Consider the following 20692-nt stretch of genomic DNA (forward strand, 5'->3'; position numbering starts at 1 on the left):
TGTCACGCCAGGGCTCGCGGGTTCGAGCCCGGTCCGCTCCGCCAGTTACGAGAAGGCGCATCCTCGGATGCGCCTTTCTTCTATCCGGATTCTACCCACGCTCCACGGTTGCCTAATTTTGAAGTTCAACCGTTTCTGGGGGACGCATGCTGCAGAATATCAGGGACAATTCACAAGGCTGGATTGCCAAGACCATCATCGGAATCATCGTCGCATTGATGGCGTTGACCGGTTTCGAAGCTATTTTTCAAGCCACCACCAACAGCAATGACGCGGCCAAGGTCAACGGCGAAAAAATCAGCCAGAACGAGCTGAGCCAGGCGGTCGATATGCAACGCCGTCAGCTCATGCAACAGCTGGGCAAGGATTTCGACGCCTCCCTGCTGGACGAGAAAATGCTGCGTGACTCTGCGCTCAAAGGGCTGATCGATCGCAAGCTGTTGCTGCAAGGCGCACACGATGCGAAATTCGCTTTCTCCGAAGCCGCGCTGGACCAGGTGATCCTGCAAACGCCGGAATTCCAGGTCGATGGTAAATTCAGTCCTGAGCGTTTCGACCAGGTGATTCGCCAGTTGGGTTATGGCCGACTGCAGTTCCGCGAGATGCTGGCGCAGGAAATGCTCATTGGCCAATTGCGTGCCGGTCTCGCTGGCAGCGGTTTTGTCACCGATGCCCAGGTGTTGGCATTCGCCCGCCTGGAAAAGCAGACCCGTGATTTCGCTACGCTCACCGTCAAGGCGGATCCGGCGGCCGTGAAGCTGACCGACGATGAGGTCAAGGCTTACTACGACCAGCACGCCAAGGAGTTCATGACGCCTGATCAGGTAGTCATCGACTATCTCGAGCTGAAGAAGGCTTCGTTCTTCGATCAGGTCAGCGTCAAGGATGAAGATCTGCAGGCGGCTTACCAGAAAGAGATCGCCAATCTTTCCGAACAGCGTCGTGCTGCGCACATCCTGATTGAAGTGAACGACAAGGTCACCGAAGCCCAGGCCAAGGCCAAGATCGAGGAAATCCAGGCTCGACTGGCCAAAGGCGAGTCGTTTGAGGCGCTGGCGAAGGAATTCTCCCAGGATCCGGGCTCGGCCAACAACGGCGGCGATCTCGGTTATGCCGGTCCAGGTGTCTATGATCCGGAGTTCGAAAAGGCGCTGTATGCGTTGAACAAGGATCAGGTCTCGGCACCGGTGCGAACCGATTTCGGCCTGCACCTGATCAAGCTGCTGGGTGTCGAAGCGCCTGAGGTTCCGAGTTTTGCGAGCCTGAAGGACAAGCTGACCCGCGATCTGAAGACCCAGCAAGTGGAGCAGCGGTTCGTCGAGGCGACCAAGCAACTGGAAGACGCTTCGTTCGAGGCTTCCGACCTGGCCCAGCCAGCCCAGGACCTTAAGCTGACCGTCCATACCTCGGCACCGTTCGGTCGTGAAGGCGGCGAAGGGATCGCGGCCAACCGTGCCGTGATCACCGCTGCGTTCAGCCCGGAAGTGCTGGAAGAGGGGGCCAACAGTACCGCCATCGAGCTGGATCCGGAAACCGTCGTGGTGCTGCGTGCCAAGGAGCATCGCAAGCCTCAGCAGCTTCCGCTGGAAACCGTGGCCGGGCCGATCCGCGCCCAGTTGGCCAAGGAACACGCCAGCGCTGCCGCCAAGACTCAGGCCGATGAGTTGATTGCCAGCCTGCGTGATGGCAAGACGGCGCTGGACAAGCCTGTCAACGGTCAAGGCTGGAAAGTCGTCGAGGCGGCGACCCGCAGCCAGGAAGGTATCGACCCTGCGGTGCTGCAGGCGCTGTTCCGCATGTCCAAGCCTGAGTCGAAGGACAAGCCGACATTCGCCAGCGTGACCCTGCCTGACGGCGGCGTGACGGTCCTGCGCTTGAACGGCGTCAACGAAGGTGCTGCTCCGACCGAGGAAGAAAAGGCCGAATACCGTCGGTACCTGGCGTCCCGTGTCGGCCAGCAGGACTTCGCGGCTTATCGCAAGCAATTGGAAAGCGAGGCAGACATCAAGCGCTTCTGACTTGATGCGTGACCCTGAAGACCCCGGCCAAAAGGTCGGGGTCTTTTTGTATCCGTGTATTGCCAGGACGGCGATGTTCGTCGATTCATCAGGATTGCTTCTTTTTCCCGCTGGCATCCCCCCGTAGACTTGTAAGCCCTTTGAGACAAGATTACCCAAGCTGTCCGGCCGCATTCTGTTGCACAATACGCCCCGACTGTTTTCCTCAGGATGTTCAATGTTCAGATCATTTCACATGCGCACCGTTGGGCTGGCATTGCTGCTGGTCGTCGCGACCGGTTGCTCTTCCAAGAAAGCGGCCATTTACGAGCACGAGAACTTCGATGATTCGGGCACGTTCTCGCGTACCTATCCGGTGACTGACGTGGCGACTTGTGAAGCAGGACGTCGTGCGCTGCTGAGCCAGGGGTACATCATCACCAGCAGCGATCCGAAGCTCGTCAGCGGCCACAAGAGTTTCCAGCAGACTGGCGACACGCACATGGAGATCAGTTTCAACCTGGTCTGTGCCGAAGATGGCGGTCCGGGCCACCGCGCCACGATCTTTGCCAACGCTCTACAGGACCGCTATGCCCTGAAGAAGACCAATAACTCCGCCAGCCTGGGCGTGGGTGTATTGGGGTCGGTGTCGATGCCGATTGGCTCGTCGGACGATTCGATGGTCAAGGTCGCCAGCGAAACGGTGTCCGCAGCCAAATTCTATGAGCGTTTCTTTGCGCTGGTGGAGGTGTTCCTGCCTCCCGAAGCGAAAAAAGCCGCTGGAAACGTCGACAAACCGAAAGCCGAACTGGGCATTCCAGAGCCGAAGGTGGAGCCGGCTGCCCTGGCTCCCGCCGCAACTCCAGCGCCCGCGACAATCCCGGCACCCGAGCCGACTCCTGCTCCCGTTGCGCCGGTCGAAGAGGCTGCTCCAGCACCTGTCGAAACCGCGCCGGCCGCTTCCGAGCCGGTCGCGCCACCTGCCGAGCCTGCGCCAATCGCTCCCAGCGAGCCGGAGTCCTACGCACCCCCGTCGACAGAGAGCATTACTCCGCCACCGCCCAGTTCCTTGCCGGCGCCAACCGAGCCGATCCAGCCGCTTCCTGCATCCTGACCCTGTGGTGGGGCGGTAACGCCTTGCCACACCTGCGCTGATTAAATTCCCAATGCTGTGCTACGTTTGATTCATGAAGCCTTGGCTTCATGTTTTGTTCATCAAGCAGCTTTATGCTGATTCCAAGGCCATCAGGCATCGGTTTCAACGATTATTGGGAAGGACAGGCAATGGACGATTATCAGGAAGAGCTGCTCGAATATCAGGCTTATGAACTGGACCCCCTGGAACCTGCCGAAGACGCCACGGAACTGTAGGTAGCAGACATTACAGTGCAGGCCGGGAGCCTGGTGTTCAAGTCGCTCTACGGCTACGCCGGAACTCTCCCGGCGTCTGGTTGTTCCAGCGCTTGAAAGCCCGTTGGAATGCCTCGGCCGAGGCGAACCCCAGCAGGTAAGCGATTTCGCCAAAGGCCAGCTCCGTGTCGCGGATGTACGTCATGGCGAGGTCTCGGCGAGTGTCGTTGAGGATCGCCCGGAACTGCGTACCTTCTTCCGCCAGCTTGCGGCGCAGCGTCCAGGTCGGCAGCTTCAGGCGCATCGCCACTTCTTCCAGATCCGGCTCCCGTCCGCCGTTGAGCAGCGGCCCCAGCAATTGAATGATGCGCTCGCGCAGAGTGCGGGTGCGAGTCAGCTGTTCCAGTTCCCGTTCACATAACTGAACCAGATGGCGCCAGGTGCTGGGGCAATGCTGTGGGTTGCGCAGGGCGAGGCTGTCCAGCCCCAGGCGCAATTGATTCTGCTCGGCTGCGAACTGGATCGGGCCTTCGCCGAGGCTGCGGTAGGCTTCGAGGTAAGTTGGCTCCTCGAATTCGATTTCGATACGTTCGGCCCGCAACACCACGTCACAGACGCTGGACAGTTGCTGGAGCCAGCCCGCAATGATCGAGTCCACGACGAAGCGGTTGTAGGCGTTATACGGGCTGATGGAGTAGAACCGCAGCCACGCGCCCCGGGCATCCTCGTGAAGACTCGATTGACCACGGTAATTGGAGCCGTACAGCGGCTCGAAGCGGATCATGCAGCGTGCGGCTTCACGGACGGTGGGCGCCTGGGCCGCGGTGACGCCGGCCAGCCCGGCCTGGCTCAGGCGACTGAGCTGGCCCATGCGCAGGCCCAAGGCCGGGTCCTGTGTCAGTTGGATAGCGGCATGGCCCAGGCGCATGTAGCGCGGGATCGACAGGCGCGCCCCGGGCTCAGCCAGGCGCGCGGCATCGAGGCCGTATTGTTCGAGCAATGGCTGTGGGTCATGGCCGTGACTGGCCACTGCGTCCGCCAGGCTATGGACGAAACCTACGGACAGGTCACCCAGGCGCATAGGCTTTTGCATACCTAAAGCCACAAGTTCAGCAGGCGTGCGCCACGGGCTTCACCATCGGTGAATTGCTCGCCGTTGTGGCTGATGAAGCTCTGGCCAGCGCTGCCGTTGTCCCAGAACTGCCCACGCAAGAATACGCTGACGCCGCCGCGGGCCTGGCTGATGGGCAACCGGCTGGTCAACGTCAGTCGACGCCAGGCCTGCCCTTCACTCACCTCACCGGGCTTGAGGCTCACTTCGCTTGGCGTGGACAGGCCTTTGTAGCCAGCCCAAGGCTTGTTCCAGGCGTCGCGGCCGATGACAAAGGCGGGCACGGCGATCAGTTGGGCCCCTTGTTCGTCGAGTTGTCGATAATGAAGCGGATACCAACTGTCGCTGCCGATCAGCACGCCCAGGCGCCCAGCCGGCGTGTCAATGACATGGGTGACGTCCGGCCGTTCGGCCCCAAGCACGTCCTGCTGGTCAAACACCGGGTGTCGCTGGCGTTGTGGTTGGCCGATCGGCCGGCCATCGCGGCCGAACACCAGGCTGCTGTTGTACAACGCGCCACCACCGATTTTCAGCTCGCCTTCGCTGACGCTGGGCTCGGGCAGTACGATGGAGCCGGCCACGAGCGTTACGCCGAACTCCTTGGCCAGTCCACCGAACAGCGCCTGGTAGTCATGGGCCATGCTGTCCGCCTTCATGCGCAGGTACGCATCGTCCAGCCGGCTGTCGCCCTGGGCGCCCGCCAATGCGCGGATAAAGGCCAGCGGATTGCTGATGGCGAGCCAGTTCATGGCCTGTTTGAAGGTAGTGGCCTGGTACACCTCGTCCTTTTCGCCGCTGACCATCAGCCAGGTGCCGATATGCTCGGGCAGGACCACGACGGTTTTTTCGTTGACGAACCCTTGGTCGCGGGCAGTCTGCAGGTACGCTGCCAGCTTGCGATGCAGGCGTTCGGGGCTCTGGTAGTCGGTGGGGAACAATTCCGGCTGGATGCCCAGCAGGTTGCCTCGGTCGGCCGGCGTGCCCCGGTCGACCGCCAGGTTGATCCGCAGGTCTGACAGGTAATGGCCCGCCGGACGGTCTGCTGTCCACAGTGCATAAGTGATCAGGACGGCCGTCAGGGCCAATGAGAACAGCAGGTACAGAAATTTGCGCATGGGGACAGTCGATGGCCGCGTACAGGTTCGTGATTTTCATCAGAAGTCACGCGGCAGGGTACGGTAAAACAACGGTTTAGCGAAAGGGCGCGTGCGTGCACTTCGGGAACCGTCTGCCGGCGCGGGCTCTGTACATTTCGATCATCAAGTTGTCAGTTACGGCCATTGAGCGCTCGCATCCCGACTCTTACGCTGTCGGTCATGACTAATGGAAGCCGCAGAGCTTCCGCATTTTTCCGTGATCGCCCGTGGAGTTATCGATGACCGCCCCTCATTACCCGCATTTGCTGGCCCCGTTGGACCTGGGTTTCACCACGTTGCGCAACCGTACCCTGATGGGATCGATGCACACCGGCCTTGAAGAAAAGCCCGGCGGCTTCGAGCGCATGGCGGCGTACTTCGCCGAGCGGGCCCGGGGTGGGGTCGGCCTGATGGTCACCGGTGGAATCGGGCCGAACGATGAAGGTGGCGTGTACTCCGGCGCGGCCAAGCTGACCACCGAGGAAGAGGCCCTCAAGCATCAGGTCGTCACGCGGGCCGTGCACGAAGCGGGGGGCAAGATCTGCATGCAGATCCTCCACGCGGGACGTTATGCCTACAGCCCCAAGCAGGTGGCGCCAAGCGCGATCCAGGCGCCGATCAACCCGTTCAAGCCCAAGGAGCTGGACGAAGAGGGCATCGAGAAACAGATCCGCGATTTTGTCACCTGTTCGGTATTGGCTCAAAAGGCCGAGTACGACGGTGTCGAAATCATGGGCTCGGAAGGCTATTTCATCAACCAGTTCCTGGCTGCGCATACCAACCACCGTACCGACCGCTGGGGTGGTAGCTACGAAAACCGCATGCGTCTGCCGGTGGAAATCGTGCGCCGTGTACGCGAAGCGGTGGGGCCGAACTTCATCATTATCTTTCGCCTGTCCATGCTCGACCTGGTTGAAGGTGGCAGCACCTGGGATGAAATCGTCCAGTTGGCCAAGGCCATCGAACAGGCCGGCGCAACTATCATCAATACCGGTATCGGTTGGCATGAGGCGCGTATTCCCACTATCGCCACCAAGGTCCCGCGGGCGGCGTTCAGTAAAGTCACCGCCAAGCTGCGCGGCTCGGTGAGTATTCCGTTGATTACCACCAACCGCATCAACACCCCTGAGGTGGCCGAACAGATCCTCGCCGAAGGCGACGCCGACATGGTGTCCATGGCGCGGCCGTTCCTTGCGGACCCGGAGTTCGTCAACAAGGCCGCCGCTGGCCGCGCAGACGAAATCAACACCTGCATCGGCTGCAACCAGGCCTGCCTCGACCATACGTTTGGGGGCAAGCTCACCAGTTGCCTGGTGAATCCGCGGGCCTGCCATGAAACCGAACTCAATTACCTGCCCGTAACCCAGGTGAAGAAAATCGCCGTGGTGGGCGCCGGTCCTGCCGGATTGTCCGCGGCCACCGTGGCGGCCGAACGCGGTCATCAAGTGACGCTGTTCGATTCGGCCAGCGAAATTGGCGGCCAGTTCAACGTCGCCAAGCGCGTTCCGGGCAAGGAGGAGTTCTTCGAAACCCTGCGTTATTTCAAACGCAAGCTGCAGACGACCCACGTCGAGTTGTGCCTCGATACCCGGGTCGATGTGGCGCAACTGGTGGCCGGCGGTTTTGACGAGATCATCCTGGCCACCGGCATCGCCCCGCGCGTACCGGCGATCCCGGGTGTCGAGCATCCCAAGGTGCTGAGCTACCTGGACGTGATCCTTGGACGCAAGCCGGTGGGCCGCAGTGTCGCCGTGATCGGGGCCGGCGGGATCGGTTTCGATGTGTCGGAGTTTCTCGTTCATCAGGGGGTTGCCACCAGCCAGGACCGTGAGGCGTTCTGGAAGGAGTGGGGCATCGACACCCAGCTGCAGGCTCGCGGCGGCGTGGCTGGAATCAAGCCCGAACCTCATGCACCGGCGCGGCAGGTGTTCCTGTTGCAGCGCAAGAAATCCAAGGTCGGTGACGGGCTGGGCAAGACCACCGGCTGGATTCATCGCACCGGCCTGAAGAACAAACAGGTGCAGATGCTCAACAGCGTCGAATACCTGAAGATCGATGACGAAGGCCTGCACATTCGCATCGGCGAAACGGGCGAGCCACAAGTGCTGGCCGTCGACAACGTGGTCATTTGTGCCGGCCAGGATCCGTTGCGCGAGTTGCAGGAAGGCCTGGAGGCGGCGGGGCAGACTGTGCACCTTATCGGCGGCGCGGATGTGGCGGCGGAGCTGGATGCCAAGCGCGCGATCAACCAGGGCTCGCGGTTGGCGGCGCAGTTGTAGCGCTCAACCTTCCGGGAAAGGTTTGCCCTTGTGGGAGCGAGCTTGCTCGCGATAGCGGTCAGTCATTTGCATGAGTGTCGACTGACCTGGCGCTATCGCGAGCAAGCTCGCTCCCACAGGGTGACGGGGGTGTATCCGGATCCTCATACCGGCCGCCACCAAGCTGATAAGATCCTGGCACCTTCCCATCCGGTCTGCTGCAATGCTTTTGTCTGCCCTCGACTGGCATCCTCAACCGCGCCTCGAACCCCTTCATCTGGATTGGCTGGCTCGTGCCGGTGTCGAGGTGGCGGTCTTGCGCCTGGACCGGATCGATCCGCTCATCAGCGGCAATAAATGGTTCAAGCTGCTTCATCATCTGCGTGCTGCCCATGCCAACGGCGCCGAGGGCGTGATGAGCCTCGGCGGCGCCTATTCCAATCATTTGCATGCGTTGGCTGCGGCGGGGCAGCGATTCGGTTTCCAGACGGTGGGGTTATTGCGCGGCCATCCCCGGGAGACGCCTACGACGCTTGATCTACAGACGTTCGGCATGACCTTGCACTGGTTGGGTTACGGCGGGTATCGAGAGCGGCATGAGCCGGGGTTCTGGGCTCCCTGGCAGGCAAAGTACCCGCATTTATGGCCGGTAGCTGAAGGGGGCTCGGGGTTGCCCGGCGCGCAAGGCTGCATGTCCTGGGTAACGGCCGCCCGCAGCCAATTGGCCACGTTGGGTTGGGAGGATTATCACGGTTGGTGGCTGGCCTGCGGCACCGGGACGTCGCTGGCGGGGCTGGTTCTGGCTGAAGCGGGCGAGCATCCGGTTCATGGTGTCCTGGCGGTGCCTGAAGACCATGGGGTGCTGCAACATGTTGAAAGTATTCTGGTGGAGGCGGGCATTGGCAATGCGCGTTATGAGTTGCTTGATGGCAGTCGTGGCGGTTTTGCCCGGGTGGATACAGGACTCAGCGAGTTCATCGAAACCACCAGCGCTATCGAACTGGAACCGCTGTACACGGGCAAGGCGCTGATGCTGCTCAGGGCCCGGATTGAAGCCGGGACATTTGTCGCCGGCACTCGCTTGATTTTCGTTCACACCGGCGGCTTGCAAGGTCGCCGCGGGTTCGATTAATCGACCGTCAACTATGTTCCGGCATTATACCCAGCAATGCAGGTGAGTATTGCTGGTTTTGGCTGGATTCATATTTGTACGCTTTTTATCATTTGTAAGATGGGGGGGATCTATTTACTGTTGTCCGCAAGTTTGCTGGATTGGCGAACTAACGATTCAGCATGGCCGGATCGTACTTAATTTTTAAAAGGAATTAAAAGATGAATAAGTTTTGTGGCAGCTACGGTTATAAAGGTATCGCGAGCAAACTGATGGCAATCGGGCCGCCGAGGCCGAGGCCGGTCAAGCCAGCGGTCAAACCGCCGGTCAAGCCGCCGGTAAAGCCAGCGGTCAAACCGCCGGTCAAGCCGCCGGTAAAGCCACCGGTCAAACCGCCGGTCAAGCCACCGGTCAAACCGCCAATCAAGCCGCCGGCCACCCCCCCAAAGCCGGTCAAACCGCCGGTCGCACCGCCAAAGCCGGTCAAGCCACCGGTCACACCCCCAAATAAGCCGGGCAATCGACCAGTATCCAAGCCCAAACCAAACGACGCGCCGTCAACTCCTCCACAAAATAAGCCTAAGCCCACGCTCCCACCGTCGCCTCCGTTGAACCCCTGGCCTGTTTTGGATCTCCTTGACGCTTCTGTCGCTATTGTAAATCTAGTCGATGCGGTCGGAAGTATTAAGAACAATAATGGAACCACTTCTTTACCCGATGGCAGTGTGGTCGATGCTGAAAAAACTTCCGTGACGCGGCCGGATGGGATTATTCAGTATGATGACGGAACAGTGGAGCATCCTGATGGAACTATTGTTTTCGCCAGTGGCGAAATTCAATATCCGGATGGCAGCGTGTTGTATCCCGACGGGGATTTGCTGGATAAAGATCACCATAAAATCAATTGATGCCTTTACATCATTTCGCAACCTTGCCGGGCGGTACCGACGCTTCGAGTGGTCCACATCGAAGGGGGGCGGCCGCTCAATAATCCGCGCGTTCAAGCGATGGGGTCAGGGCGGTTCAGCAGCCAGTCCAGCAATAACCCCGCATCACGACAGGGCGGCGTTGAGGGGCCGACGATTGGCCCGCCGATGTCGCTGGCGCCGGGTCCCGGGGGGCTGAATACTCCGGGGCATAGCACTGGCCTGTCGGGATCGCCGTCGAGAAAAGTCACCAGCACCTGGCTGCCAGCCGGCGGCGCCTGGCAGTCATGCAAGGTCAACCGCGACAGAGGCAATGTGATGACTTCGCCCTCCCGGGTCCAAAGGCTGACGTTAACCTGACCATGCCCATGCTGACCGTGCACATAGGCAAGATGACTGCCGGCGATGGGCGGCTTCGGGTGCTTGAGGGCTGGCCTGAACACAGTGGACCAGGGAATGGCCAGGAACCGATTGCGATAGTGTCGGGATGCAGGAGAGGAAGACGGGGCTTCGAGGATCGAAGGCTGTCGCCCGCGATGCTTGATCTCGGTAATCAACCATTGATCGTTGAACGTAGATATCGGATGGCCACCGATCTGCACGATGGAGGCACTGCGCAAGGTCGGTTGGCTGCTCTGGCCGTGGATTTCCCTTTGCGTGCAGCGCAGCCGCTCGAGGGTACGGCGACCTGCCTGTTGGGCTTGCGCAACGTTGGTGCAGGCCGCCTCCAGCGTGGGGGTGAAAGGGTGGTTGGCTGCCGAGGTTTCAGAAACCCCGGCCAACGCCCGATCCCTGGCGTTGGCCGGCAACAAAGGTGGCGTCAGGTGATGGCGCTGGTACAGGCGCTCAATGGCCGGTTGGCCTTCCTCCTGATGCAGGTTCAACCCGAACGGCTGATCAGGGAAACTTGTCGCATCTTCTGCAAATACCAGGACATGGCCGGTAGGGGTGTGCTCGAAGTGATAGTGGATGCCTTCTTCCTCACACAGCCGTTGCAACAGTTCGAGATCGCTTTCGTCGTACTGGACACAGAACGGCCGGCACGGGTAGTGCCCGTGCGGCAATTCAAACCGGAAACTGTGGGCGGGCAATTCGTGTTCTTCCAGTAAGTGTTGCAGCAGCTGGATTGGGCTGAGTTGGCCAAAGACTCGGCGTCGCGGGCTTTGCTCCAGACGCTGCAGGTAAGGCACCAGCCTCAGGCGATAGCCAACGCGGTGCTGGGAATGAGAGGTCAGGCTGACGCTGTCGACGATCCCATGCACACCCGACTCGGCACTCAGGTGCAGAAACGCCTGTTGGCCGAGAATGATGTCGAGGCTTATCGGAGGCGCCAGGCCGATCAAGTCGAGGTCGAACCGAAACGGTTGGTTGAGGGCTTCTCGTCCGCTGAATCTCTGGACATGAAGCCGTAGGTTGCTTTTCGTGAGTGTGAGGCTGAAGGAATAATCCGTATCGTTGCGCATCGCAGCTCTGTATTTGCAGGGAGAGGGCGCTGAGGGTACGAAACCGCTGTGCACTACGGTGTATCCGAATGACACTTTCAGAAACCCCCTACATCAGTTTGCGAAAATGTCGATCCGGCGATCGCGATTTTTTGGTCGATCAGCCGGTTTAGGCCGTATAAACTTGGCGCCACAGCGCCGGCCGGCAGATGTCTCGGCGCGTCAGACAAGAGAGTGAGTAATGGGCGCACAGTGGAAGGTTAAACACAAAGAAGCGGCTGCCAACGCTAAAGGCAAGATTTTCGGCAAGCTGGTGAAGGAGATCACCATCGCGGCGCGTAACGGCGCCGATGTCGCTACCAATGCGCACCTGCGCCTGGTGGTTGAGCAGGCGAAAAAGGCCTCGATGCCCCGCGAGACCCTGGAGCGCGCGATCAAGAAAGGCTCCGGCCAGCTCGGTGAAACCGTCCAGTATCATCGCGTGACCTACGAAGGGTTCGCGCCCCATCAGGTGCCGCTGATCGTTGAGTGTGTGACCGACAACATCAACCGTACCGTCGCCGAAATCCGTGTCGCGTTCCGCAAGGGCCAGTTGGGTGCTTCCGGTTCGGTCGCCTGGGATTTCAACCATGTCGGCATGATCGAAGCTGCGCCGGACAGCCCTGACGCTGATCCGGAAATGGCCGCCATCGAGGCCGGTGCCCAGGATTTCGAGCCGGGCGAAGACGGGGCGACGCTTTTCATCACCGAACCTGCCGACCTTGACGCCGTTCAGAAAGCGTTGCCGGAGCAGGGTTTCACCGTGCTGTCGGCCAAATTGGGCTATCAGCCGAAAAACCCGGTCAGCGGCCTGAGCGACGAGCAGATGGCCGAAGTCGAGGCGTTCCTGGAAGGCCTCGACAACCATGACGATGTGCAGGACATGTTTGTCGGCCTGGCCGGTTAAGCGACTTACCTTGTGGTGAGGGAGGCAGCTCCCTCGCCACGGTCGCCGAACAAGCCAGCTATCTCGTCAAATCCCGGCCGCGCCAGTACGTCCGGTTGACAGCAGCGCGTCTCCAGCTGTCGCAACCGCTCAAGCGTCTCATCCGCGAGCGCCGGCTCGATCCGCGTCAGCAACTCCCCCAGCAGAATCCCGAACGCCCGCACCTCGATGCGTTGCAGGGCGCGCGTTTGTGGCGTGTCAGCCGTGGCATGGAAAGACGCCGCGCCGAAGTCGCCAAGCAGGCAATCGCCCTGGTCGTTGCAGAGGATATTGTGGCCGTACAGATCCCCATGGGTGATGCCCTGGCGATGCAGGTGCGCCGCCACCGACGCAACGCCTTGGGCGATGCGCAAGGCCGCCGCTGCGCTCAGCCGCAGCTCGTCGTCGTAGACGTCGCGGGTGCAGGACGCCAGGCTCGGCAGCCCGGCCAGGTTGCGGTAATCGGGTCCGATCAGGGCCATCACCAGCCCGGCCTGTTGCCCGGGATGACCGCTGACCTGGCCCAATACTTCGATCAGGTTAGGATGCTTGCCGGCTGTGATGCAGGCATGCATTTCATGCAGTGGCGAGCCATCGCTGGTCATTTGGCCTTTGTACAGCTTGACCGCGACGTTTCGCGCGGGGCGGCCCGGTGCTTGCCACAGCGCTTGATGAATCACCCCCGAAGCACCTTCGCCGAGAGTGTGTTGCAATCTCAGTTGCAGCCAGTCGACAGGCGTGGCGGCATGCAGCGCGGCGGCCTCGGCCTGGGCTTCCAAGGGATTCCCGGCGTAGGCCAGCCAACTGAGGCTCGGCAGCTCCAACAACCAGGACGGCAATTCGGTCAGTTGATTGGCGGCGATGCGCAGCAATTCGAGGCGATGACACTGGGCGAGGCTCTCGGGCAGTTGCTGAAGACGATTGCCCGCCAGCATCAGCTTTTGCAGGTGCGGGCGATGGCCCAGTTCATCCGGCAACTGGCTGACGCGGTTATCGGTCAGGATCAGCCAGCGCAGCAGTGGCGGCAAAGCCTGAGCGGTCACGTGCTCGATGCGGTTGGCCTTGAAGCCGATCATGGTCAACGCGCTGCAGCGTCCCAGGCATTCGGGCAATTCAGTGAAGTGGTTGTCGGAGCAGAACAGCACGCGCAGGTGCGGCAGCCGATACAGGTCGTCGGGCAGCGTATCGAGCTGGTTGCCGCTCAGGTCGAGAATTTCGAGGGAGTCCGCCAGGTTGAAAATTTCCCGGGGAAACTCCGTCAGGCCGCACGAGAGCTTCAGTCGGGTAATGCCTGATAGCTGGCCGGTACGCAGTTGGGTGAGGGTGTGCATGGGCGGGGTCGCATATAGGCTGAGAAGAGCGCAACTATCGAAATCGGCACCGAACCTGTGGCGAGGGAGCTTGCTCCCGCTGGGCTGCAGCGCAGCCCCAAAGCTGCAACTCCATCAACCTGACACACCGAGGTGCCAGATTCGGGGTCTGCTTCGCAGCCCAGCGGGAGCAAGCTCCCTCGCCACAGGGATCAAGCGTCGAGTTCGTTGGCGTTGTTGACCCGCATGATAAACAAAAAGACCGGCGCCTGTTGCCTAGCGCTCGATGCTGCGATTCCACCGCGCGTTCCAGGCCGGACGTTGCTCATTGACCTGGTCCCAATCCACCGCGATCGCGGTTTCCAGGTATTGCTTCATCGCTTCCACCTGGCCACGAGTCTTGTCAGTGGTCGGGGTGTTGGGGTTGGACGGGATCTGGTCGCCTTCCTCCAGGGCAATGGCCTGGGCTTCAGGCGTGAGCAGGAACGCGGCAAGTTTCTGCGCGAGTTCGGGTTCGCTGTTGTGGGCCACCGCGCATTCCGCGACGTTGAGCACCACTGCGCCTTCCTTCGGTTGTGCATACTCGACTGGCATGCCCTTGAGTTTCAAGGCGGTCACCTGGGTCGGCGTCAGCGGGAACAGCGCGGCTTCGTCGGTTTGCAGCATTTCGGAGATTTTCGCCGAGCTGGGAATGTACTCCAGCACGTTGCGCCCGATCGTGTTCGGCCAGGCCTTGAAACCCGGTTCGACGTCGGTTTCGCTGCCGCCCTGGATCCGGTTGAACATCAGGAAACCGTGCAGGCCGAAGGTCGACGACGCCATGGACTGGAACACCACCTTGTCCTTGAACCGCGGGTCGGCCAGGTCCATCCACGAGGTGGGTGTGTTCCAGCCTTTTTCCTTGAACAGCCGCGTGTTGTAAGCAAGCCCGGTGACCCCGAGGCTGACAGCTACGGCCTGGTCCTTGATCCGGCCCTTGGCCGGAATCTGCGCCAGGGGCGGGCTGTCTTCAAGCTTGTCGCACAGCCCCATGGCGATGGCGCGGTACATGATGCCATCGTCGAGGAACATCACGTGCATCTGCGGGTTGCCCTTGCTGGCCTGGACCTTGGCGAGGATGTCGGCCGAGGTGCCTGGCACGATCACCACCTTGACGTTGTTGGCTTTCTCGAAGGCCGGCAGGACCTTGTCGGCATACAGCCGCTCCATGGTGCCGCCGTTCATGCCCAGGTAAAGCGTCGGCTCGGCCAACGCCTGGGTGACCGGGAGCAGGGCGCCCAGGCAAGCGGAACCCAGCGAGCAGAAACCGAACAGTGCACTGCGTTTGACGTTATTCATTGGCGCGACCTTCCTCTATCAAGCAACGGAGATGGAGTGAAACCGGGTGATGGAAAACGCATCCAGCGGCGTCGTTGAGGCGCCGCAGCAGATGATCTCAGTGAGCGCCTGGCCCACCGCCGGGCCGATCTGGAAACCGGCGCCGGCAAAGCCGAACGCATGCAACAGACCGGATTGGGTACTGCTCGGGCCGATCACCGGTTGGCGATCGGGCAGGTAACCTTCGGTGCCGCTCCAGGTGCGAATCGCCTGGGCGCCCTCCAGGAACGGGTAGAGTTCGACGGCCTGGCGCAAGATCTCGATGACAGCGCTCTGGCCGGGGCGGGCGCGGGCGTCATCGAGGGCGAAACCCTGGCCGCCACCCAACACGCAATTGCCCCGGGCGACCTGGCGCGCATAAATGCCGCCGCCTTCCACGCCAGTGCTGGCGTCCATCACCACCGGCAGCGGCTCGGTGACCAGCATCGCCGGGTGCCCGGCGTGCATCGGTACGGCCTCGCCAAATTGCGCGGCGAACCGACTCGCCCAGGCCCCGGCGCAGTTCAGCAGCCACGGCGCGCGCAGCTCAAGGCCTGTCTCGGTACGCACGACAAAGCGCTGGCCGTCGTGCGTCACCTGGTTGACCGGGCATTGTTCGTAAACCTTTGCGCCATGCCTGCGGGCCGCCTGGGCAAATGCCGGCGAGACCAGGCGCGGATTGGCGTGACCGTCGTCCGGGCACAGCGAGGCGCCGACCGCGACGTCGCCGACCCAGGGAAACCGCCTGCGCAGTTCATCGCGATCCAGCAATTGCAGATCCAGGCCGAAGCCATGACTGCTCGCGGCATAATCATGCAACGCACGCAGGTCATCGAGGCTGCGGGCCAGCTTCAGATGACCGCTACGCTGATACTCACCGTCGATGCCGATCAGTTGCGGCAATCGCGCCCAGATCTCATGCGCGCGTTGCGACAACGGCAGTTGCGACAATGGCCGCCCCTGGCGCCGTACGCCGCCGTAATTCACGCCACTGGAATGCGAACCGCAGAAGTCCCGCTCCAGCAGCGCCACGCTCCGCCCGGCCTGGCTCAGGAACAACGCCGCCGAGGCGCCGACGATACCGCCGCCGATGATCAGCGCATCCACTTCGATCATGACTCGACCTCCAGGCCAAACGGTACCGGCTTGATCGGCGCCTGTGCCCGCAGACGGCCGATTTCCTGAACGTTGCGTCCACTTTCCCGAGCGATGATTTCCGCCGCCGCGGCACCGCACATCCGCCCCTGGCAGCGGCCCATGCCGACCCGGCAATGGGCCTTGACCCGGTTGATCTCCCAATGACCTTCATCGACGACCTGCCGGATGTCACCGACGCTGACTTCTTCGCAGCGGCAAATCATCAGCCCATCAGCGGCGCGGTCCGCCCAGTCCTCGGGAAACGCAAAGGCGCGCTCCAGGCCTTGCCGGAAACGGCCGATGCGTTCGAGGGATTGTTCCAGCTGGGCGCAGCGTTGCGGGTCGATCTGGTAACCGAGATCTTCGAGCAATGCCAGGGCTGCCCGTTCGCCGGCCATTTCGGCGGCATCGGCGCCCATGATCCCGGCGCCATCGCCGGCCAGGTAGACCCCTGGCGAGCTGCTGCGCCCGGCGCGGTCGCGCTGCGGCAGCCAGGCTCGGTTGAGCGGGTTCCAGGCAAATTCACAACCGAGCAGGTCGGCCAGCTGGGTTTCGCTGCGCAAGCCGTGGGCGAAGGCGACCGCATCGCAATCGAGCCGGTGCTGGCCTTTTCCGTTTTGCCATGACAACGACTGCACCCGGCGTTCGCCGTCGATGCGCGAAAGGCTGGCGCCTTGCTGCACGGCGATGCCGTGGGCTGTGAGCCAGCCGCGGTAATAGAGGCCTTTGGCGAGGGTGGCCGGTTGTGCGAGCAGGCCGGGCAGGGCGCGGGCCTGGGCGCTCAAGGGGGAGCTGTCGAGCACCGCGACGACATTGGCGCCGGCCTTGGCGTATTGGTACGCCACCAGATACAACAACGGCCCGCTGCCGGCGAACACCACTCGCTCGCCGATGGCGCAGCCTTGGAACTTCAGGGCGATTTGCGCCGCGCCCAGGCTGTACACCCCGGGCAGCGTCCAGCCAGGGACCGGCAGGATCCGGTCGGTGGCGCCCGTCGCGACGATCACGCTGGCATACGCCAGGCGCGCGGCGCGGCCTTCATGCAAGGTATCCAGCATCCCGCCCTCGGCGTTCCACACCAGCGTGTCGGGGCGATAGTCGATCTGCTCGCGCAATTCATCCACGGTCTGGTGGAGGGCGCTGGCCTTGTGCGCTTCGAAGCCATAGAGCTGGGCCGGCATGCGCGTGAAGTTGGCCGGCTGGCGCCGGTAGATCTGACCGCCGCCGCGTGCCGCCTCGTCCAGCAGGACCGGGTACACGCCATGGGCAACCAGGGTTTGCGCAGCGCGGATGCCGGCGGGGCCGGCGCCGATGATGGCTATGGGGTTCATGGCCTCCTCGTTGGCGATGCTTGGAGATCGGTGGAGTGGCTGATGCCGCCTTCGCGAGCAGGCTCGCTCCCACAATGGGGTTGTAATGATGCCGGCTCTTCTGTGGGAGCGAGCCTGCTCGCGAAGAGGCCGCGTCTGCCAAAGTCATTCATACCTTGCGCCCCGGTTCGCGGCTGATCTGCTGGCCGGCTTCGAGCGGCGTCGAGCAGGCGCGCACGCGGCGACCGTCGCCCAATCGGACCCAGCAGTCCTGGCAAGCGCCCATCAGGCAGAAACCGGCCCGGGGCTCGGCGCTGAAGTCGCTGCCGCGCAAGTGCTCAGCGCAGGTCAGCACGGCGGTCAGCACGGTATCGCCGAGCAGACCGCTGGCAGGCAAGCCGTCGAGCGTGAAGTCCAGGGCCGGGCGATCGCGCTCGGCCAGTCTTTTCAGCAGAGCCATGGCGCCCTCATTGTTTGCCCACCAGGACCCGATCCAGGCCATAGACCCGATCGAGCAGAATCATCGTCAATGCAGTCAGCCCGATAACCAGCGCCGACACCGCCGCCATCATCGGGTCGATGGATTCGGTGGCGTACACATACATGCGCACCGGCAGGGTTTGCGTGGCCGGCGAGGTGACGAAAATCGACAGCGTGACTTCATCGAAGCTGTTGATGAACGCCAGCAACCAGCCTCCGGCCACGCCCGGCAGAATCATCGGCAAGGTGATCTGCCGGAACAGGGTGAAGCGCCCCGCGCCCAGCGATTGCGCAGCCTGTTCGGCGCTGCGGTCCAGGCCGATGGCCGACGCCAGCACCAGGCGCAGCACATAGGGCGTGATCACCAGCACGTGGGCGAAGATCAGCCAGGTAAAACTGCCGTTCACGCCTATCAGCGCAAACAGGCGCAGTAACGCGACGCCCAGCACCAGGTGCGGAATGATGATCGGCGACAGGAACAGACCATTGATAAAATCCCGGCCAGGAAACTCCAGCCGGGTGATTGCCAGCGCCGCCGGCACCGCGATCAATGTCGCCAGCGACGCCGCGCAGAACGCCAGGACCAGGCTGTTGTAGAACGCATCGACAAAATCCGCGCGCTCGAACACGGCACGGAACCAGCGCAGGGAAAACTCCGTGGTGGGCAGGCTCAGGGTGTTTTCCGGGGTGAAGGCTACCAGGCAGACCACCACCAGTGGCGCCAGCATGAACACCACGACCAGGGCGTGAAACAACAGGGCGAAAGGACCGTTCCTGGACATGAAGAATTACCCCAATGATTTCTTGTAGCGGCCTTCGATCATGCGGTTCCACGAGAGCATGATCAGCAGGTTGAGCAGCAGCAGCGCGACGGCAATGGCCGCGCCCATGGGCCAGTTAAGTTCCGACAGGTACTGGTCGTAGATCAGCGTGGCGACCATCTTCAAGCGACGCCCGCCGAGCAGGCCGGGTATCGCGAAAGAACTGGCGGCGAGGCCGAACACAATCAGGGTGCCGGACAGTACGCCGGGCATGATCTGCGGCAACACGACCTTGCGGATCACCGTGAACTGGCTCGCGCCCAGGGACAGCGCGGCCTGTTCGGCGGCCGGGTCGAGTTTCTGCAACGAGGTCCACACCGGAATGATCATGAACGGCAACATCACATGGACCAGGGCGATGACCACGGCAAACGGCGTATAGAGCAGCTTCATCGGCGAGCCGCCAAGGGCCTGCAACGTCTGGTTGACCAGGCCGTCGGCGCCGAGCAGCAGGCTCCAGCCGAAGGCCCGCACCACCACCGAGATCAACAGCGGCGTGAGGATCAGAATCAGGAAAATCGAGCGCCAGGGCGCGCCCATGCGGCTGAGGATGTAGGCCTCGGGCACGCCGATCAGCACGCAGAGCACGGTAGTCAGGGCGCTGATCCACAACGTGCGCAGGAAGATTTCATAAAAGTACGGATCGCCCAGCAGGCTGGTGTAATGCTCGAACGTGTAGGCCTCGCTGTTGATGCCCGAGCCGTAGTCGAAGACGTTGAACGACAACACCAGCGTCAACCCGAGGGGAATGACCAGCAGGCTCAGGTACAAGGCCAGGGCCGGGGCCGACATCAGGTAACCCTGGCGGCCGCGCTTGATGGCATCGATCAGCTTCATGCCGACACCTCGTCCACGCTCAGCACCCGCAGCAGCGCCGGATCCCAGTCCAGGCCGACGGCGGTGCCTTCGGTCAGGGGCGCCGAGCCGTCGTTGCGGCGCACCACGCTGAGCTCGCCCAGGGTGGTGTCGACGCCGTACAGCCATTGACTGCCGAGGAAAAAACGGCTGGTGACAGTGCCTTGCAGCCGCCCCGCGCCGGCGGCGCACAGATCGATTTTCTCCGGGCGCAGGCTCAGGGTCAGCTCGCCTTGACCGGCGCCACAGACTTGCACGACGCCGGCGCTGTCCCGCTGGCCCGGGAGCAGGTTGGCTTTGCCGACAAAACCGGAAATGAACTCGGTGCGCGGGTGTTCATAAAGCGTGTAGGGCGCGTCGATCTGGGTGATCCGACCGGCCTGCATCACCACCACCCGGTCGCTGATCGACAGCGCCTCGGACTGGTCATGCGTCACCATCAACGTAGTGATGCCGACCTCGCGCTGGATGCGGCGGATCTCGAACTGCATCTCCTCGCGCAGGTTGGCGTCGAGGTTGGACAATGGTTCGTCGAGCAGCAGCACCGGCGGTTCGATCACCAGCGCCCGGGCCAAAGCCACGCGCTGGCGCTGGCCGCCGGAGAGTTCACGCGGGTAGCGCTCGGCGTGCTGGTCGAGGCGCACCAGCTTGAGTACCCGATCGACCCGTGTCTGCAATTCGGTGCTCGGCACTTTGCGCATACGCAAGCCGAAGGCAACGTTGTCCTTGACGGTCATGTGGGGGAACAGCGCGTAGCTCTGGAACACCACGCCCAGGCCCCGGCTGGCCGGCTTGGCGTGAGTGATGTCGCGACCGTCGAGGAGGATGCGCCCGCTGCTGGCTTCGACGAAGCCGGCAATCATTTGCAGCGTCGTGGTCTTGCCGCAACCTGATGGCCCCAGCAGGGAGACGAACTCGCCTTTTTCCACCGAGAGGTTGGTGGCGACCACAGCGTCGAGGTCACCATAACGTTTGCTCAAGTTTTCAAGTTGCACGAAAGCCATGACTGCGCTCCACCTGAGATTGTTATGCGTCGCCGCGAGGCGCGCTTTTTTGTATGGGCAGATACGAAAGGATGTCGCGGGGTGCGTTGGCGCTCGAGATCAAGTCGGCTGCCGCTGTTGTTCG

General features: G+C 62.1%; 18 protein-coding genes. 7 read left to right on the forward strand and 11 right to left on the reverse strand.

Translation table 11 applies throughout. The annotated features are described in order from the left end of the window. Window positions 1-146: 146 nt before the first annotated feature. From J3P89_RS09310 to J3P89_RS09320, 3 genes are all read left to right on the forward strand, one after another. A complete protein-coding gene (locus J3P89_RS09310) occupies window positions 147-2018 on the forward strand; it encodes a SurA N-terminal domain-containing protein (protein ID WP_434697343.1) in 1872 nt (623 codons plus the stop codon). A 217-nt stretch (window positions 2019-2235) separates the two neighbouring features. Then, complete coding sequence (locus J3P89_RS09315) at window positions 2236-3111, forward strand: DUF2242 domain-containing protein (RefSeq protein ID WP_434573191.1); 876 nt, start codon at window positions 2236-2238, stop codon at window positions 3109-3111. A gap of 113 nt (window positions 3112-3224) precedes the next feature. Beyond that, window positions 3225-3368, forward strand: a complete 144-nt coding sequence (locus tag J3P89_RS09320; protein ID WP_434573193.1) for a hypothetical protein — start codon at window positions 3225-3227, stop codon at window positions 3366-3368. A gap of 37 nt (window positions 3369-3405) precedes the next feature. On the opposite strand, the gene J3P89_RS09325 is transcribed toward J3P89_RS09320, so the two are convergent. Together J3P89_RS09325 and J3P89_RS09330 are read right to left on the reverse strand one after the other, a co-directional pair. Then, window positions 3406-4440 carry an AraC family transcriptional regulator gene (locus J3P89_RS09325; RefSeq protein WP_434697344.1) on the reverse strand — a complete coding sequence of 345 codons (1035 nt, stop codon included), beginning with the start codon at window positions 4438-4440 and terminating at the stop codon, window positions 3406-3408. A 2-nt stretch (window positions 4441-4442) separates the two neighbouring features. After that, on the reverse strand, window positions 4443-5573 hold the full coding sequence (locus J3P89_RS09330; protein WP_434697345.1) for a carbon-nitrogen hydrolase family protein: 1131 nt from the start codon (window positions 5571-5573) through the stop codon (window positions 4443-4445). Window positions 5574-5833: 260 nt separating this feature from the next. Here J3P89_RS09330 and J3P89_RS09335 point away from each other — a divergent pair, with 260 nt between their 5' ends. The 3 genes from J3P89_RS09335 to J3P89_RS09345 all read left to right on the forward strand — a co-directional run bounded on the left by J3P89_RS09335 (window position 5834) and on the right by J3P89_RS09345 (window position 9871). Continuing rightward, a complete protein-coding gene (locus J3P89_RS09335) occupies window positions 5834-7873 on the forward strand; it encodes an FAD-dependent oxidoreductase (RefSeq protein ID WP_434697346.1) in 2040 nt (679 codons plus the stop codon). A gap of 202 nt (window positions 7874-8075) precedes the next feature. Beyond that, the gene (locus J3P89_RS09340) at window positions 8076-8984 is read left to right on the forward strand and encodes a 1-aminocyclopropane-1-carboxylate deaminase/D-cysteine desulfhydrase (protein ID WP_434697347.1); all 909 of its coding nucleotides are present in this window, start codon (window positions 8076-8078) and stop codon (window positions 8982-8984) included. A 200-nt stretch (window positions 8985-9184) separates the two neighbouring features. Beyond that, window positions 9185-9871: a hypothetical protein gene (locus J3P89_RS09345; RefSeq protein ID WP_434697348.1), complete on the forward strand. Its 687-nt coding sequence runs from the start codon at window positions 9185-9187 to the stop codon at window positions 9869-9871. Window positions 9872-9963: 92 nt separating this feature from the next. Here J3P89_RS09345 and J3P89_RS09350 read toward each other — a convergent pair whose 3' ends face one another. After that, complete coding sequence (locus tag J3P89_RS09350) at window positions 9964-11352, reverse strand: type VI secretion system Vgr family protein (RefSeq protein ID WP_434697349.1); 1389 nt, start codon at window positions 11350-11352, stop codon at window positions 9964-9966. 220 nt (window positions 11353-11572) lie between these two features. Between J3P89_RS09350 and J3P89_RS09355 the strand changes: the two genes are divergently transcribed. Next, complete coding sequence (locus tag J3P89_RS09355) at window positions 11573-12277, forward strand: YebC/PmpR family DNA-binding transcriptional regulator (RefSeq protein WP_305500095.1); 705 nt, start codon at window positions 11573-11575, stop codon at window positions 12275-12277. A gap of 5 nt (window positions 12278-12282) precedes the next feature. On the opposite strand, the gene J3P89_RS09360 is transcribed toward J3P89_RS09355, so the two are convergent. From J3P89_RS09360 to J3P89_RS09395, 8 genes are all read right to left on the reverse strand, one after another. Continuing rightward, on the reverse strand, window positions 12283-13626 hold the full coding sequence (locus J3P89_RS09360) for a protein kinase (RefSeq protein WP_434697350.1): 1344 nt from the start codon (window positions 13624-13626) through the stop codon (window positions 12283-12285). A 255-nt stretch (window positions 13627-13881) separates the two neighbouring features. Continuing rightward, window positions 13882-14943 (reverse strand): ABC transporter substrate-binding protein, encoded by a 1062-nt coding sequence (locus J3P89_RS09365; protein ID WP_434601258.1) that lies wholly within the window; start codon window positions 14941-14943, stop codon window positions 13882-13884. Window positions 14944-14961: 18 nt separating this feature from the next. Then, the gene (locus J3P89_RS09370) at window positions 14962-16077 is read right to left on the reverse strand and encodes an NAD(P)/FAD-dependent oxidoreductase (RefSeq protein WP_434697351.1); all 1116 of its coding nucleotides are present in this window, start codon (window positions 16075-16077) and stop codon (window positions 14962-14964) included. Further along, window positions 16074-17429 carry an FAD-dependent oxidoreductase gene (locus J3P89_RS09375; protein ID WP_434697352.1) on the reverse strand — a complete coding sequence of 452 codons (1356 nt, stop codon included), beginning with the start codon at window positions 17427-17429 and terminating at the stop codon, window positions 16074-16076. Before J3P89_RS09375 ends, J3P89_RS09370 begins: the two co-directional genes overlap by 4 nt. Window positions 17430-17577: 148 nt before the next feature. After that, entirely contained in the window at window positions 17578-17868 is a 291-nt protein-coding gene (locus tag J3P89_RS09380; protein WP_434697353.1) for a (2Fe-2S)-binding protein, read from the reverse strand. 7 nt (window positions 17869-17875) lie between these two features. Beyond that, window positions 17876-18670, reverse strand: coding sequence for an ABC transporter permease (locus tag J3P89_RS09385; protein ID WP_434697354.1), 795 nt, complete (start codon window positions 18668-18670; stop codon window positions 17876-17878). A gap of 6 nt (window positions 18671-18676) precedes the next feature. Further along, window positions 18677-19546 carry an ABC transporter permease gene (locus J3P89_RS09390; protein WP_434573215.1) on the reverse strand — a complete coding sequence of 290 codons (870 nt, stop codon included), beginning with the start codon at window positions 19544-19546 and terminating at the stop codon, window positions 18677-18679. Next, window positions 19543-20568: an ABC transporter ATP-binding protein gene (locus tag J3P89_RS09395; protein ID WP_434656843.1), complete on the reverse strand. Its 1026-nt coding sequence runs from the start codon at window positions 20566-20568 to the stop codon at window positions 19543-19545. The genes J3P89_RS09390 and J3P89_RS09395 overlap by 4 nt, the downstream gene beginning before the upstream one ends. Between the last annotated feature and the right edge of the window lie 124 nt (window positions 20569-20692).

The organism is Pseudomonas sp. Z1-14 (assembly GCF_051132005.1).
In the GTDB taxonomy this organism is placed as follows: domain Bacteria; phylum Pseudomonadota; class Gammaproteobacteria; order Pseudomonadales; family Pseudomonadaceae; genus Aquipseudomonas.

Excerpts from the sequence above, each read along its gene's own strand:
- J3P89_RS09310 (WP_434697343.1), top strand. The coding sequence starts at position 147 with ATGCTGCAGAATATCAGGGACAATTCACAAGGCTGGATTGCCAAGACC.
- J3P89_RS09315 (WP_434573191.1), top strand. The coding sequence starts at position 2,236 with ATGTTCAGATCATTTCACATGCGCACCGTTGGGCTGGCATTGCTGCTG.
- J3P89_RS09320 (WP_434573193.1), top strand. The coding sequence starts at position 3,225 with ATGCTGATTCCAAGGCCATCAGGCATCGGTTTCAACGATTATTGGGAA.
- J3P89_RS09325 (WP_434697344.1), bottom strand. The coding sequence starts at position 4,440 with ATGCAAAAGCCTATGCGCCTGGGTGACCTGTCCGTAGGTTTCGTCCAT.
- J3P89_RS09330 (WP_434697345.1), bottom strand. The coding sequence starts at position 5,573 with ATGCGCAAATTTCTGTACCTGCTGTTCTCATTGGCCCTGACGGCCGTC.
- J3P89_RS09335 (WP_434697346.1), top strand. The coding sequence starts at position 5,834 with ATGACCGCCCCTCATTACCCGCATTTGCTGGCCCCGTTGGACCTGGGT.
- J3P89_RS09340 (WP_434697347.1), top strand. The coding sequence starts at position 8,076 with ATGCTTTTGTCTGCCCTCGACTGGCATCCTCAACCGCGCCTCGAACCC.
- J3P89_RS09345 (WP_434697348.1), top strand. The coding sequence starts at position 9,185 with ATGAATAAGTTTTGTGGCAGCTACGGTTATAAAGGTATCGCGAGCAAA.
- J3P89_RS09350 (WP_434697349.1), bottom strand. The coding sequence starts at position 11,352 with ATGCGCAACGATACGGATTATTCCTTCAGCCTCACACTCACGAAAAGC.
- J3P89_RS09355 (WP_305500095.1), top strand. The coding sequence starts at position 11,573 with ATGGGCGCACAGTGGAAGGTTAAACACAAAGAAGCGGCTGCCAACGCT.
- J3P89_RS09360 (WP_434697350.1), bottom strand. The coding sequence starts at position 13,626 with ATGCACACCCTCACCCAACTGCGTACCGGCCAGCTATCAGGCATTACC.
- J3P89_RS09365 (WP_434601258.1), bottom strand. The coding sequence starts at position 14,943 with ATGAATAACGTCAAACGCAGTGCACTGTTCGGTTTCTGCTCGCTGGGT.
- J3P89_RS09370 (WP_434697351.1), bottom strand. The coding sequence starts at position 16,077 with ATGATCGAAGTGGATGCGCTGATCATCGGCGGCGGTATCGTCGGCGCC.
- J3P89_RS09375 (WP_434697352.1), bottom strand. The coding sequence starts at position 17,429 with ATGAACCCCATAGCCATCATCGGCGCCGGCCCCGCCGGCATCCGCGCT.
- J3P89_RS09380 (WP_434697353.1), bottom strand. The coding sequence starts at position 17,868 with ATGGCTCTGCTGAAAAGACTGGCCGAGCGCGATCGCCCGGCCCTGGAC.
- J3P89_RS09385 (WP_434697354.1), bottom strand. The coding sequence starts at position 18,670 with ATGTCCAGGAACGGTCCTTTCGCCCTGTTGTTTCACGCCCTGGTCGTG.
- J3P89_RS09390 (WP_434573215.1), bottom strand. The coding sequence starts at position 19,546 with ATGAAGCTGATCGATGCCATCAAGCGCGGCCGCCAGGGTTACCTGATG.
- J3P89_RS09395 (WP_434656843.1), bottom strand. The coding sequence starts at position 20,568 with ATGGCTTTCGTGCAACTTGAAAACTTGAGCAAACGTTATGGTGACCTC.